This is a genomic window from uncultured Pontibacter sp., from assembly GCF_947499215.1.
Classification (GTDB): domain Bacteria; phylum Bacteroidota; class Bacteroidia; order Cytophagales; family Hymenobacteraceae; genus Pontibacter.
This window is the reverse complement of record NZ_CANMNI010000002.1, coordinates 1,008,335-1,023,680: the sequence shown is the minus strand read 5'-3', so window position 1 is coordinate 1,023,680 and position 15,346 is coordinate 1,008,335. Positions and strand designations below refer to the sequence as shown.

The 15,346-nt window shown below is 48.2% G+C and carries 8 protein-coding genes; 7 read left to right on the top strand and 1 reads right to left on the bottom strand.

The annotated features are described in order from the left end of the window. Nucleotides 1–18: 18 nt before the first annotated feature. From Q1A04_RS12620 to Q1A04_RS12605, 4 genes are all read left to right on the top strand, one after another. A complete protein-coding gene (locus Q1A04_RS12620) occupies nt 19–1,626 on the top strand; it encodes an Ig-like domain-containing protein (RefSeq protein WP_299706289.1) in 1,608 nt (535 codons plus the stop codon). Nucleotides 1,627–2,776: 1,150 nt separating this feature from the next. Beyond that, nucleotides 2,777–4,855, top strand: a complete 2,079-nt coding sequence (locus Q1A04_RS12615) for a cation:proton antiporter (RefSeq protein ID WP_299706287.1) — start codon at nt 2,777–2,779, stop codon at nt 4,853–4,855. Next, nucleotides 4,827–5,333, top strand: a complete 507-nt coding sequence (locus Q1A04_RS12610; protein ID WP_299706285.1) for a DUF4385 domain-containing protein — start codon at nt 4,827–4,829, stop codon at nt 5,331–5,333. The genes Q1A04_RS12615 and Q1A04_RS12610 overlap by 29 nt, the downstream gene beginning before the upstream one ends. A 92-nt stretch (nt 5,334–5,425) precedes the next feature. Beyond that, on the top strand, nt 5,426–5,884 hold the full coding sequence (locus Q1A04_RS12605) for a hypothetical protein (RefSeq protein ID WP_299706282.1): 459 nt from the start codon (nt 5,426–5,428) through the stop codon (nt 5,882–5,884). Nucleotides 5,885–6,201: 317 nt separating this feature from the next. Here Q1A04_RS12605 and Q1A04_RS12600 read toward each other — a convergent pair whose 3' ends face one another. Then, nucleotides 6,202–7,338, bottom strand: a complete 1,137-nt coding sequence (locus tag Q1A04_RS12600) for a hypothetical protein (RefSeq protein WP_299706279.1) — start codon at nt 7,336–7,338, stop codon at nt 6,202–6,204. A gap of 228 nt (nt 7,339–7,566) precedes the next feature. On the opposite strand from Q1A04_RS12600, the gene Q1A04_RS12595 reads away from it, so the two are divergent. The 3 genes from Q1A04_RS12595 (at nt 7,567) to ileS (ending at nt 15,279) form a co-directional block, all read left to right on the top strand. Next, nucleotides 7,567–9,069: a glycine--tRNA ligase gene (locus tag Q1A04_RS12595; protein ID WP_299707012.1), complete on the top strand. Its 1,503-nt coding sequence runs from the start codon at nt 7,567–7,569 to the stop codon at nt 9,067–9,069. Between the two features lie 407 nt (nt 9,070–9,476). Further along, nucleotides 9,477–11,924, top strand: coding sequence for an MMPL family transporter (locus tag Q1A04_RS12590; protein WP_366943873.1), 2,448 nt, complete (start codon nt 9,477–9,479; stop codon nt 11,922–11,924). Nucleotide 11,925: 1 nt separating this feature from the next. Further along, nucleotides 11,926–15,279 (top strand): isoleucine--tRNA ligase, encoded by a 3,354-nt coding sequence (gene ileS, locus Q1A04_RS12585; protein WP_299706272.1) that lies wholly within the window; start codon nt 11,926–11,928, stop codon nt 15,277–15,279. The last annotated feature ends 67 nt before the right edge of the window (nt 15,280–15,346 follow it).

The following is a 15,346-nucleotide window of genomic DNA, read 5'->3' as shown; positions in this document are numbered from 1 at the left end:
CATTTAAACGAAGATTAGATGAAATTTTTCAACAGCGTATTGACCACTGCAGCCATCGCGGCACTTACAGCCTGTGCGAGTATAAACAATCCAGAAGGAGGCCCTAAGGACGAGGAGGCGCCGCAACTGTTGAGTAGTAATCCAAAACCACGGGAATTGAATGTAAGCACCAATACAATCACACTTACTTTTGACGAAGAAGTCCAGCCAAACAATTTAAACAAGGAGCTTCTCATCACGCCCTTCACAGATAACGAGTACCGCGTAAAGTCAAGTCGCACTACCTTAGAGTTAATATTCGATCAGCCGTTTGAGCAGAACACTACTTATACCTTCAACTTCAGAAAAGGCATCCAAGATATAACTGAAAAAAACACTGCAGAAGGGCTGTTGCTTACATTTAGCACAGGCAGCTTCATAGATTCAAGCCGGATAGGCGGGAGTGTGGTGCAGCTGTTAAACCAGAGCCCAGAAAATGAAGCAGTAGTAGCGCTGTACCCAACCAATGACACACTGAGTATCCGGAAAAGCCGACCATACTACCAGACGCAGACGGATGCTAGCGGAGAGTTTAACTTCGAAAACCTAAAAGACGGAGAGTATAGGATCTTCGCATTAACTGATAAAAACGATAACTCACTTTACGATAGCGAAGATGAGCGCATAGCCTACAGGTCAGAACCTATACAGGTAACAAGCAAGCCACAGGAGGTAGTGCTGCAAACTGTCAGAATAGATACGAAGAAACCAATCCTGCAACGTCGCGAAAGGTATACCGATCGCTTTATAGCCAATTACAATGAAGGGGTAGAAAGCTTCTTAGCGAGACCGGTAGAGTCACTTAAAGATACCCTAATTCATAAAATATCAGCAGACGGTAAGATAGTCGATCTATTCGGTGACAACAGGTTTACAGGAGGCATGGCAATCTTAACGGCACTTGACTCAGCTGCTAACCGCGCAGTGGATACTGTTCAGATAGCCTTTGAAGGCAAAAGAGCCCAACAAGTAAGAGGAGCCCAACTAAAAGCAAATGGAACAGCCGGCGGCACAGTTAATGAAGGCCAACGGGTGGTAATAGAATTGGAAACACCTATCAGGATAAATTCAAAAGAACCTGTTAGGCTACTTATTGACTCCATAGAAGTGGCCCGTTTAACTTATCCTAATCAGGTAATACTCGACCAGACAGGCACAGAATTGATATTCGTGATGCCGCGCTGGACAAGCAATAACCGTCAGGCTACCATTATGCTCGATAGCGTAGGAATTGCCCCTGTGCAAGGCGAAAAACTCAGCTTCCCTGCCATGCAGGTGACGGTGGCCGAAGCGAAAGGAGCCGGCAATGTGAGAGGCGCAGTTAAGACGCAGCAGCAACACTACATCGTACAGTTGGTTGACAGTCAGTTCAGGATAAAGCGGGAGGCACGCAATATAAAAGCCTATGATTTTAGAAACATAGAACCCGGTACCTACTACATTCGTGTAATTTTAGATGCCAACAATAATGGTAAGTGGGATGGAGGAGACCCGGAACTCCTAAAAGAACCTGAGCAGGTATACATACATAGTAAACCCTTAGAAATAAGGGCCAACTGGGAAATGGAAGAGAACATCGAGTTTTAACAAAAAAGGAGCTGCTGAAGCTCCTTTTTTTATGCCCATAACTATAGAATGTCTAACCAAAAATGCGTGGATATCACCGAAGCAAAATAGCTCAAAGCTAAAAGAAAGCTGTTAAGCCCCGAGTTCGTCAACAGCAGAGAAATCCTGAATAAGCGTAGTAGATCGTATAGCGAAAGAAACCTTAACTAAGTATACAGGGAGCATGACCTAAAATGTGGCCCATGAACTGTTACACAGAACTAGTAGAACTGATACTCTCAGACACGAAATCATAGTTGTAAAGACATCAATTAAGTATGGAAGGTATGCCAGTTGGAATAACATGGTGGCACATCAAATTTATTATAATAAGATAAGTCCTCCTTAGCGCATACACAAATCATGAACACAAGAAAGCTTCGTATTCAAAGCCAGCATCCATTCAACATTAGCTTACGCCTGTAGCTTTAGTTGACTACACAGACACTGAACCATAGTGCGTGAAAAACACGAGTAAACAAAAGTAGGAAGCCGCAAATAATAAAAAGGTTCTCCCGTACTAACTTAAATTAGGAGCAGTACAGAAGAAAAATTAAGCTGAATGATGATTTCAAAAAACATGTTTAGAAATCCACATATTTGGTGGGTATAAGTGTGGACAAAGGTGGGTTAAATCTGATAACTCAAAATGTGGATGTTCCACACTACGCATAAAGACCCCATGGAACACCAAAAAAGTGGAAAGGGGTGCACAAGTACCCCATGAAAAAAAGCTTTTCCACGGAGCATGCGCAATGTGAAAAAAGATACACACATAGAATGGGTAAAAGTGGAAAAGAGACTTAAAACACTGATAGCCATAAAACAGTGTAAAAAATAATTGTGGGAAAAGAAGTGAAGAGAGAAAGTATACAAAATATAAGAGTTGACAAGTCGAGATGTTCCACAGTTATCAACTTTTAAACAGCCTTAATGATGAAAGAAGATTTATTTAAAGAATTTATCTAATTAAAATTAATAAGGTCAGGTAAGATGTGGAAAGATGGAAAACTAGGGCCGGAAAAGGAAAAATTAGGGAGAGAATAAGGAGGAAGAAGACAGAGCGGAAAGAAGCCTAAAAAATTAAATCTTATATTTATACAGCAAAAAGAATATACACAAACACGAAAATATGACACTACTTTTAAAACTGGTTCCTCCCTTTGAGGATCCGGTTCTGATATTCACGCTGGTGCTCCTGATCATATTAGTGGCACCAATTTTATTGAACAGGCTGAAGATACCGGGCATAGTGGGTATGATACTGGCAGGAGTGATTGTAGGACCGAACGGTTTTAACCTGTTACAGCGGGACGCCAGCATGATTCTGTTTGGAACGGTAGGCATCCTATATATCATGTTTCTGGCGGGGTTAGAAATGGATATGATAGGCTTCAAGAAGACAAAAGTAAGAAGCATAGTCTACGGGGCCCTCACATTTCTAATACCGATGATATCAGGCACAATACTCTTCTTCTATGGGTACGATTACCAGATAAACTCAGCAGTGCTGCTCTCCTGCATGTTTGCTTCCCATACCTTGCTGGCCTATCCGATTGTGAGTAAACTCGGACTAACAAAAAATGAGGCAGTGACTGTAACGATAGGAGGAACTATTATTACGGATACTGCCGTGCTTCTGGTGCTGGCGGTGGTGGCAGGTGTAGCCCAAGGTAATATCGGAGTAGGTTACTGGATAAAGCTGATGGTATCGCTTTCCGTTTTCGTAGCCATAGTGGTATTTGTGTTTCCCATCCTAGCAAAATGGTTCTTTAAGCAAATAGAGAGTGAGAAAGGCGCACAGTTCATCTTTGTGCTCACGCTTGTATTTGCAGCTGCGTTTCTAGCAGAGTTGGCAGGTGTGGAGGCTATCTTAGGAGCCTTTCTAGCGGGTTTAGCGCTAAACCAACTCATTCCCCATACATCAGCTTTGATGAACCGACTGGAGTTTGTAGGCAACAATATCTTTGTTCCGTTTTTTCTGATTAGCGTGGGAATGCTAGTGGATGTGACAGTATTGTTCGAGGGTGTAGAGATCATCTTAATGGCCATCGTCATCATTGTACTGGCGCTGGTTACCAAATGGGTTCCGGCCTACATTACCCAAAAGTTATATGGCTATACCATCACACAGCGAAATCTGATGTTTGGGCTCAGTACGGCGAGAGCCGCGGCTACACTTGCAGTGATACTGGTTGGGTATGAGTTAGAGATAATAGGGGAAACGGCTCTCAACCTGACTGTGGTTCTTATCTTGGCCACCTCGCTGGGTAGTTCTTTTATTACAGAAAAAGCGGCACGGATACTAGCGATTATTGAAAGCCGGAAACAGCCGAATCTGAGCGATAAGCCAGATCGCATTATGGTGCCAATCGGCAATCCGAAAACACTCGAGAGCTTGGTGGATCTGGCCATCATGCTAAAAAACCCACAGTACCATGAACCGATATATCCGTTGGCGGTCGTGATAGACGATGAGCACGCAGAGGAGGAGATATACAAGAAGAACAAAATGCTGCAGGAAGCGATCAAACACGCATCAGCAACAGACCATGACGTACAGCTTGTATCAAAAATAGATATCAACGTGGCAAGCGGTATACTCCGCGCTATCAAGGAACTCATGATCACAGAGGTGGTTTTAGGATGGAATGCCAAAATCACTACCAGAGACAGGATATTCGGTACTATACTTGATAACCTGCTCAACAACACAGAGCAGATGATACTGGTATGCAAAATCATGCAGCCACTGAATACCACAAATCGATTAGTGGTAATCGTACCGGCGAACGCCGAGCTCGAGAGAGGCTTTTTAAGGTGGATGAGAGCGATCCGATTATTGGCAACACAATTGGGGGCCAAAGTTGTGTTCATGACTGGCAGAAGAACACTGAATAGGCTTAAGGCAGTTGTGAAGAATAGCAAGCCTGCCATAGACGCTACATACATGCCACGTCCTACCATGGCCGAATTTGAGAAAAACCAGACGGGCATAAGCAAAGATGACATGGTGGTGGTAGTGTCAGCGCGCAAATCCACGGTGTCCTACAACGGCACGCTGGATACAGTGCCGCGCGTACTATCACGTAACTACAAAGACAACAGTTTTATCATCATTTATCCGGAGCAGTACCCAAACTTGTATCAGGATAACCAAATAAAGACGACAGGGTATACTAGTGAAACAGCCGAAAAGGAAAACTTTTAATTACGAACTGGACTTCAATAATACCGATTTCAGAAAAAATCCGGAGCTATACCGTATCGGGAAAGGGGAGCAGGGCGTTTTACTGGTAGAACCGTATAAGTCGGAGATCCTGCCGCACTGGCGCTTTAAAACGCCCGAGATCGCACGCGAGTCGTCGGAGCATATCTACGGGCTGTTTCTGGACTACGTGCGGCAGAACGACTTTGTAGGCGCTGACATGGCACGCAAGTTTTTGCAGATGGGCTATACGCGCTCCCGCCGTTATGCCAACCACCGCACCGGGCAGAAATACAAGGGACCTGTGCCGGACGATAAGAAAGGGCAGAGCGGTGCCCATGGGCGGGATCAGTTACCATTGGACCCGGATCCTGTGAAAGCGGAGTCAGCACGGATATTCAAAGCAAAGTGGGAGGAGGCAAAAGAGAACGAGGAATATCAGCTGTTGATGAAGGAATTCAGGGACAAGTATGAGTCCTGAAAAAATTGAAAAGGAAGGATCTGCATTAACCTTTTAATGACGAAATTAGTAAATCACATATCTTTGCAAACAAGATAAAACTAGAGAACAACATGGTTAACAAAGAAATCAGGTTAGGCAAAGGGCTTGGAAAGATCAAGTTTGGCCTTACAATGGAAGAAGTAGAGGAACTACTAGGCGAGCCTGAGGAGATTGAAGAGTCTGATGAAGAAGATGAATTTGAGCATCAGGCTTGGAACTACTGGGAAGAAGGCTACTCCCTATACTTCGACAAAGAAGATGATTACAAACTGAGCTGCATTGAAACGGCCAACCGCGAAGTGAAACTCTGGGAAGAGCGTATTTTTGAGATGAGCCAAGAACAACTGAAACGGCTTTTCGCTGACCACGGCTACGAAGACATAGAGGAAGAAGAAATGGAGACGGGCGAGACCCGCATTTCCTACGAGAAGGAAATGATCGACCTGTACTTCGATGAAGACCAGCTCATCGCCGTAAACTTCGGTGTTTTCATCAACGACAACTTAGAGGTTGTTTGGCCAGAGAAGTAAGTGAATAACACTGCTACACAAGTCCCGGTTTCTGCAAAGGAGCCGGGATTTTTTATTTCATCAGGCGATAGCATATAGCGATAAAGTCAAGTTGATCTTTCTGAGGAAGGAGAGGATTAATAAGAAATCATGTTGGCTCTATACCAATGAAAGGAGGAAACAGCAAACAATTACTGCTGTGGAAAAAAGGAACAGGAATGCCATTATAAGAGCCTCCAAGCTGATTTTATGAAACACTATACACAGCTATGACGGGTATAAAACAAAAATGCCCGACAAACGCCGGGCATTTTCAATATTAGAACAAAAGTATAACCTTAGTTAAAGAAGAAGTTAATGATCTCTTCCTGAATAACCGGGTTGATGGCGATGGCCATGATAACCGAGATAACAAGACCGATGGTTACAGACAGGATGTCCTTGCCAATCAGGCCGAAAGTCTTGGCAAGTTTGGCGCTGCCTTCCTGCGCTCTGATACGCATACCTAACTCACGACCTGCCAGCAAACCGATGAACACCCAAGTGGTACTCATTGGCATGTTGTTAAGCTCTTTGAAGAAGTAAAGGATGATGGCGTATATCAAGTCAATGATAGTGGCGCTGCGCACGTCACGCACATCTGATTTCTCATTGATGATCTCCTGTATTTTCTCACCTTTCTTAAAGAAAAGGAAGCCCATACCTAAGAAAATGAAACCGGCGAAAGCGACAAACTCCCAGATGTTAAGGGAACGTGGCAGGTATACGGCTACGTTCGCCAAATCTTGCGCCAGCCATGTGTGCCACAGGAAACCTGAGACAAGCCACTGCGCAACGGTCCAGAAGCCGTGTGCCTCGCCCTTTACAAAGCGCTTGATCACTTTCGAAAGGATAAGGTATAGGATAAGTGCCGTGCCAAAAGCAGCCACATAGCCCAACAAACTCTTGTTGATCATGCCCACAATGGCACCTGAGCTTACCGTAAACACGCTTAGGAGCATGAACGTGGTCGAGACAGGTATACGGAAGCGGGTGAGAAGCAAGAGGATGATCGGTGCGGCCAGTTGCAGGAACACAAAGTTATCCGGTGTCTGGTCAAATCCTTTCGATGAGAGACGCTGATAGGTTACGTCACCGTCGAACATATACCAGCTGTAAAAAACGGTCCCTAGGAATATCAAACCCATGAAGAGCCACTGCCAGTACCAAGCCCGCTTTTCGTTGGAAACGATGAAGGTACCGATGGTCTGGATACTGTCGTTAGCGATAGCCGAGTAAGCGGCGAACAGGAAGCCTACCCACATCGCAATGGAAGCGTACGGATAAACGATACCGGCTACAATGAAAGAGAAGGCAATAAAGTAAAGGAACTTCTTCTCTTTCTGGAAAAGTACATCCAGTAAGCTAAAGCGCTTTCTGAACTTATAAGGCTGGGTAGAAACAGATACTTTTTTACCCTTTTTAGTCTTAGCCATTTTTTGAAATTGGGTGAGATTTTAAAAACGTCGCAAAGTTATGACAATTTGGTGTGTAGGTCAGGCTATCCAATGTTAAGAAATTATTAACAGATGCAACCATATACCTGTTTGGAGACATAGCGTTGTAAATGGCTAAGCACGAGTGGGTACAGTGCCAACCTGTATGAATAAAAAACTATAATGGACGTATGGCAGAATCACACCTATATCTTCTATCTTTGCAGCATGGCGACACAAGAGAAAACCCCTGTAGAAAACGCACAATTGAAAGATATCATCTCGCATGCAAAGGAGTACGGCTTCGTATTCCCGTCAAGTGAGATTTATGATGGTCTGCAAGCCGTGTACGATTACGGCCAGATGGGCGTAGAGCTGAAGAACAACCTCAAGAACCTGTGGTGGAAGTCCATGACGCAGCTGCACCAGAATGTGGTAGGTATAGACGCCGCCATTTTCATGCACCCGCATACTTGGAAGGCCTCCGGTCACGTGGACAGCTTCAACGACCCGATGATTGATAACAAGGACTCGAAGAAGCGCTACCGTGCCGATGTTTTGATTGAAGAGAAAGCCGCCCAGTACGAAGCCGACGGCCACTACGACAAAGCCAGTGAGTTGCTCGTGGAGATGGGCAAGCTATTGGGTGCCGAGGAATTAGACGCGGTACGCGAGCTCATCATCCGTGAAGACATCAAATGCCCGATCTCCGGCACCACCAACTGGACCGAAGTGCGTCAGTTCAACCTGATGTTCTCGACGCAGGTTGGTTCTGTGGCCGAAGATTCGAGCACCATTTACCTGCGCCCGGAAACGGCTCAGGGTATATTCGTGAACTTCCTGAACGTGCAGAAGACCGGCCGCATGAAGGTGCCGTTTGGTATCGCGCAGATCGGTAAGGCCTTCCGTAACGAGATCGTGGCACGACAATTTATCTTCCGCATGCGTGAGTTCGAGCAGATGGAAATGCAGTTTTTTGTACGTCCTGGCACTGAGATGGAATGGTACAACCAGTGGAAGGAAGCCCGCAAGAAGTGGCACCAAGCCATCGGTATTCCTGCCGAAAGCCTGCGCTACCATGACCACGAGAAACTTGCCCACTACGCCAACGCCGCCGTGGACATCGAGTTCAAGTTCCCGTTTGGTTTCAAAGAGGTTGAAGGTATACACTCCCGCACCGACTTCGACTTGACGCAGCACCAAGAGCTGAGCCGCAAGAAAATGCAGTACTTCGACAACGACCTGAACGAGGACGGCAAGCCATACGGCAACTACATCCCTTACGTGGTGGAGACATCAGTAGGCGCCGACCGCCTGTTCCTGATGACACTGTGCAGTGCGTATACCGAAGAAGAAATCACAGAAGGAGATTCTACCAAGAGCCGTACCTTCCTGAAGTTCCACCCAGCCTTAGCTCCTGTAAAAGCGGCTATCCTGCCGTTGACAAAGAAAGACGGTCTGCCGGAGAAAGCAACGGAAATCTTTAACTCGCTGCGTTACGACTTCAACATGATCTACGAAGAGCGTGACTCAATCGGCAAGCGCTATACCCGCCAAGACCTGATAGGTACGCCGTTCTGTATCGCCGTAGACCACCAGACGCTGGAAGACAACACCGTAACGGTGCGCGACCGCGACTCTCGTGAGCAAGTGCGCATGCCAATCAGCGAGCTACACAGTTACATCGACAAAGCCGTTAACTTCAAGAGCATATTCGAGAAGCTAGCCTAAGGTCTAGGTATAAGAAGTATAGGGAACAGCCCGACTGGTTATCAGTTGGGCTATTCTGTTTTTAGGCGAATCCTTTCTAATTACTATAAAACATGCAATACTCTGTCCTAAAAGCTCAGTTAGTTGGATTGTTATGTAAAATTAAGTGAATAATATATGTGGATTAAGATATTAACCTTTGAAGCCATATTCTTTTAAGAATCTGATAGACAAAATTATACATTCATAGTAAGGCCGAGTAATCCACAATCGATAACAGGTTGATACTTTTGCCATGGAAATTGTAGAAAAGGGAGATAGGGTAAACGGTAAGGCGACACAAAAAATTAAAAATCCTTACCTTTGCCGAATTATTGGGGACCATGTGGAATAAGATTGCCATTTTCATTATTAAAAACAGGCTGAGATTGCTCATCCTGCTTGCTTTGCTTACTGCGTTTATGGGCTACAAGGCCAAAGACGCAGAGATGTCGTATGATTTCGCCAATGTCGTGTCGCCGGATGACCCTGACATGGTATATTTCCAGCGTTTCAAAGAGACCTTCGGCGAAGATGGCAACATTCTCGTGGTGGGCATGCAAAGTACCAAAGCTTATAAGCTGGAGAACTTTCAAGAGCTAAAGAATCTATCGGACGAGCTGAACACGGTAGAAGGAGTAAAGGCCGTTATCTCGCTGCCTAACCTGATACAGGTCGTAAAAGATACTGCCGACCGTAAGTTCACCACGGCACCCATCTTCAACCCCATGCCGCAGACGCAGGTGCAGCTCGACAGCATGCTGCGGGTGGTGCGCAATCAGGGCTTCTACGACGGACAGATTATCAACCAGAAGACAGGAGCGACCCTACTGGCTGTTACAGTTGATCCAGCCTACCTGAATTCCGCACGGCGGGTGCAGGTGATGGACGATGTGATGGCGCATACCGAGGCTTTCGCCAAGAAAACAGGCATAAAGCTGCATTATGCGGGCTTGCCTTTTGTGCGTGCCGTCATGACGACCAAGGTGGCGGCCGAGATGAAGATGTTTCTGGTGCTGGCCTTGCTGGTGACAGGCATTACGCTCTTCATCTTCTTCCGCTCGTTCTACGCCGTTATCTTCCCGTTACTCATGATCAGCATGGTGGTGGTGTGGGTGCTCGGTACGCTGGCGATACTCGACTATAAAATCTCGCTTCTCACAGGGCTTATACCTGCTATACTGGTGGTGATAGGTATACCTAACACCACCTACCTACTCACCCGCTACCACTACGACTACCGCAGGCACGGCAACAAAATCATGGCGCTGGCGCGGGTCATCAGCAAAATTGGGGTAGTGAATCTGGTGACCAACACGACCACGGCGATTGGCTTTATCGTGTTCACTTTCACGCATGTGGCTATCCTGTATGAATTTGGTATCGTAGCCGGCATCAACATCTTTGTGACGTACATCATCAGTATCGTGCTGATACCGGTGGTGTTCTCGTACCTGCCGCCGCCAACGCCACGGCAGCTGCGCCACCTCGATGCCAAGCCGCTCAACAAGTTTCTGGAGTTTCTGGACCACATCGTGCACCACAAGCGACACTTGGTCTACTTCTTTACCATTGTGGCGTTGCTAGCTTCATTCTGGGGTATCTACAAGGTGAAGACAGTCTCGTACATGGTGGACGACCTGCCAGCCGAGAGTAGCGTGAATGCGGATTTGGCCTTTTTTGAGCACCACTTCAGTGGGGTGATGCCGCTCGAGATTATCGTGGACACCGGTATAAAGCAAGGCGTCATGCGGCTGCCGAACCTGAACAAGCTCAACCAGCTCGAAGACTTCCTGCGCACACAGCCAATTCTGTCAGCGCCTATTTCTATAGTGGGCTTGGTGAAGACGGCGACGCAGGCTTTCTACGAAGGCGACCCGAATTCCTACCGACTGCCGGACAATACCGAGCGCAACTTTGTGTTCAGTTACTTGGCCAAACAGGACAGCGGCGACAACCAGCGACTCCTGCGCTCGTTCGTGGACAGCACCGGGCAGACGGCCCGTATCTCCTTGAAAGTGGCTGACGCGGGTTCCAGAGAGCTCGACACGCTCATCATCAGCAAAATAAAACCGGAGCTGCACGAGATTTACGGCGGCGAGGGCGTGACCGTGACGGAAGAGGGCAACACGATGACCTTTACCCGCGACGAGACAGGCGCTGAAACCAAGGTGAGCCTGACGGGCACGACGCTCCTTTTCATCAAAGGAAACGAATACTTAATCAACAACCTGCGCTCGAGTTTGCTGCTGGCGTTTGTGTTGGTAACTATTGTCATCGCTTTGTTGTTTAAATCGGCAAGGGTGGTGATTATCTCGGTGGTTCCCAACATGATACCGCTTTTGATTGCAGGCGGCCTGATGGGGGTTTTCAACATACCGCTGAAGCCGAGCACGGCGCTCATTTTCAGCATCGCGCTAGGTATAGCCATCGACGACTCGATTCACTTTCTGGCCAAGTACCGCAGCGAATTGCTGAGCAACGGGTTCCACGTGAGTCGCGCCATCACGACCAGTTTGACGGAGGCGGGCACGAGTATGATTTACACGTCCATCATCCTGTTCTTCGGTTTTGTGATATTCGCCTTCTCCGAATTTGGCGGAACCAAGGCCTTGGGCGTGCTGATGTCGGTGAGTTTATTGATTGCATTATTCACAAACCTGATTATATTGCCAACTTTGCTGATGAGCTTTGATAGCGGCAAGTACAAGCGCGACCCGTATGCCCTGATAGAGCACTACGACGAGTTTTATCTGGAGCACGAGGACGAGGAGCTTGACCTGAACCAGCTGAAGTTGAAATTACAAGACGAATTACCTGAAGAAGTAAGTGCTTAACATGGCAAAGTATAACGAATACAAAAACCTGAATTACGCCAAGGTAGGCGATGACGTACTGGCTTACTGGAAAGAACATAACATCTTCCAGCGGTCAGTATCGACAAGAGAGGGGCACAAGCCTTTCGTGTTTTATGAAGGACCGCCGTCGGCGAACGGTACGCCGGGTATTCACCACGTGATGGCCCGCGCCGTGAAAGACATTTTCTGCCGTTACAAGACCCTAAAAGGCTTTCAGGTGAACCGCAAAGGCGGCTGGGACACGCACGGTCTGCCCGTAGAGCTGCAGGTAGAGAAGGAGCTGGGTATCACGAAAGAGGATATCGGCAAGACGATAACGGTAGAGGAGTACAACCAGCGCTGCCGCGAAACGGTGATGCGCTTCAAGAGCCAGTGGGACGACCTGACTGAGAAGATGGGTTACTGGGTGGACCTTGACAATCCGTACATCACCTTTGAGAACGAATACATTGAGTCAATTTGGGCCCTGTTGAAGCGCCTGTACGACAAAGGTTTCTTATACAAAGGCTATACCATCCAGCCTTACTCGCCAGGCGCGGGTACGGGTTTGAGCTCGCACGAACTCAACCAGCCGGGTTGCTACAAGATGGTGAAGGACACGACCATCGTGGCGCAGTTCGAGGTGAAGAAAATCACCCGCAACATGTTCCTGTTCGAGTACGAGGAGGAGCAAGTGTTCTTCTTGGCTTGGACGACGACGCCTTGGACGCTTCCTGCCAACACGGCTTTGGCGGTAGGCAAGGGCATCAAGTACGTGAAAGTGCGTACCTACAACCCCTATACCTACGAGCCGATTTCGGTGATACTCGCCAAGGACTTGGTAAGCCGCTTCTTCAATCCGAAGGCAGACGGTATACCGTTGACCGAGTACAGCTCCGGCGACAAGCTGATTCCTTATAAGATAGTAGAAGAATTCACGGGTGCTGATTTAGCCGGTGTGGAGTATCACCAGCTGATGCCTTACGTGCAGCCGGAGAAGCCTGCGTTCCGTGTGGTGGTAGGCGACTTCGTAACCACGGAAGATGGTACAGGTATCGTGCACATCTCCCCAACCTTCGGTTCGGATGACTTCAGGGTAGCTGCCCAGAACGACATCCCGGCGCTGATGGTAGAGGATGAGAATGGCAAGCCGATGCCGCTCGTAGACAAGCAAGGCCGCTTCGTGAAAGAAGTAACCGACTTTGCCGGCATGTACGTGAAGAACTACACCGGAGAGGACGAGTCAGCACCTGACTACAAGCCGACCGACGTACTGATTGCCATTAAACTCAAAGAAGAGGGCAGAGCCTTTAAAGTAGAGAAATACGAGCACACCTACCCGCATTGCTGGCGTACGGACAAGCCCGTGTTATACTATCCGCTGGACAGCTGGTTCATCAAAACCACTGCGGTGAAGGACCGTCTGATTGAGCTGAATAAGACCATCAACTGGAAACCTGAATCTACCGGTACGGGCCGTTTTGGTAACTGGCTGGAGAACCTGGTGGACTGGAACCTGTCGCGCTCGCGCTACTGGGGCACGCCGCTGCCAATCTGGAGAACAGAAGATGGCGAGGAGGAAATCTGTATTGGCTCTATCCAGCAACTGAGCGACGAGATAGACCGTGCCGTGGACGCTGGCGTGATGGATGCCGCTGTGGAGATAAACGACCTGCACCGTCCGTATGTGGACAACATCGTGCTGGTGAGCCACTCCGGAAAGCCAATGCACAGAGAGACAGACCTTATTGACGTTTGGTTTGACTCGGGCGCCATGCCTTATGCACAGTGGCACTACCCGCTCGAGAACAAAGAAATATTTGAACAGAACTTCCCGGCAGACTACATCGCCGAGGGTGTTGACCAGACACGCGGCTGGTTCTTTACGCTGCACGCACTGGCTGTGATGCTGGAAGACAGCGTGGCTTACAAGAACGTAATCGCCAACGGTCTGGTGCTCGACAAGAACGGCAACAAGATGAGCAAGCGCCTTGGCAACGCCATCGACCCGTTTGAGATGATTGGCAAGTACGGTCCTGACGCTGTGCGCTGGTACATGATTGCCAATGCACCGCCTTGGGACAACCTGAAGTTCAACCCAGAGGGTGTGGTGGAAACACAGCGCCGATTCTTCGGAACGCTACAGAACACCTACTCTTTCTTCGCGCTATACGCTAACCTAGATAACTTCACGTTTGCCGAGGACGAAGTGCCATTGGAGCGCAGAACAGAAAGCGACCGCTGGATTATCTCGAAGCTGAACACGCTGGTTGCCGACGTAGATTCCTATTTGGAAGATTACGACCCAACCCGTGCCGCCCGTGCGATACAGGATTTCGTGGTGGACGACCTGAGCAACTGGTACGTGCGCCTGAACCGCAAACGTTTCTGGAAAGGCGAGTATAACGAAGACAAGATGGCCGCTTACCAGACGCTCTATACCTGTCTGGAAGTTATCGCCAAGCTGGCTTCGCCTATCGCGCCGTTCTATGCCGAGCAATTGTACCGCGACCTGAACTTAGTGAGCGGCAAGCACAAAGAGGAATCGGTGCACTTGGCGTACTACCCGGAAGTAGAGCATTCGGCTATCGACAAGGATTTGGAAGAGCGCATGGCGCTGGCCCAGACTATTTCGTCGCTGGTGCACTCGTTGCGCAAGAAGCACTTCATCAAGGTGCGTCAGCCGTTGCAGCGCATCCTTATACCTGTGCTCAACGACAGAACACGCCAGCAAATTCAGGCGGTGGAAGACCTGATTATGAGCGAGGTGAACATCAAGCACGTGGAGTACATCGACGATACATCAGGCATTCTGGTGAAGAAAATCAAGCCGAACTTCAAGAAGCTAGGTCAGGTTTTCGGTCCGAAGATGAAACTGGTAGCCGCCGCCGTGCAGCAAATGAACCAAGACGACATCGCCCATTTGGAGCGTGAAGGCGGAATCGAGTTGCAAATCAGCGATGAGGAAACTGCTGTGCTGACTCCGGAGGACGTGGAAATCTCTTCGGAGGACATCCCGGGCTGGTTGGTGGCTAGCGAAGGCAGGTTGACTGTTGCGCTCGACGTGACCATCACCGAAGAGCTGAAGCAGGAAGGTATCGCCCGCGAACTGGTGAACCGTATCCAGAACCTGCGCAAAGACAGCAATCTGGAGGTGCAGGACAAGATACACATCGTGCTGCAGGCGTCGGTGCAAGAGGTCAATGCCGCTGTGGAAAACTTCCGCGACTACATACAGGCCGAGACACAGGCTTTGAGCCTTGAACTGACTGATAATGTGGTAGATGGCACTATCCTAGAGGTGGACGATTACCAAGTAAACATCCACATTCGCACGGAAGCGATTGTAGCTTAGATGAATAATAAGCCCCGGCTGCAAATAGCCGGGGCTATACCTTATACATTATCCTGCAGCGGCTTTA

Excerpts from the sequence above, each read along its gene's own strand:
- Q1A04_RS12620 (WP_299706289.1), top strand. The coding sequence starts at position 19 with ATGAAATTTTTCAACAGCGTATTGACCACTGCAGCCATCGCGGCACTT.
- Q1A04_RS12615 (WP_299706287.1), top strand. The coding sequence starts at position 2,777 with ATGACACTACTTTTAAAACTGGTTCCTCCCTTTGAGGATCCGGTTCTG.
- Q1A04_RS12605 (WP_299706282.1), top strand. The coding sequence starts at position 5,426 with ATGGTTAACAAAGAAATCAGGTTAGGCAAAGGGCTTGGAAAGATCAAG.
- Q1A04_RS12600 (WP_299706279.1), bottom strand. The coding sequence starts at position 7,338 with ATGGCTAAGACTAAAAAGGGTAAAAAAGTATCTGTTTCTACCCAGCCT.
- Q1A04_RS12595 (WP_299707012.1), top strand. The coding sequence starts at position 7,567 with ATGGCGACACAAGAGAAAACCCCTGTAGAAAACGCACAATTGAAAGAT.
- ileS (WP_299706272.1), top strand. The coding sequence starts at position 11,926 with ATGGCAAAGTATAACGAATACAAAAACCTGAATTACGCCAAGGTAGGC.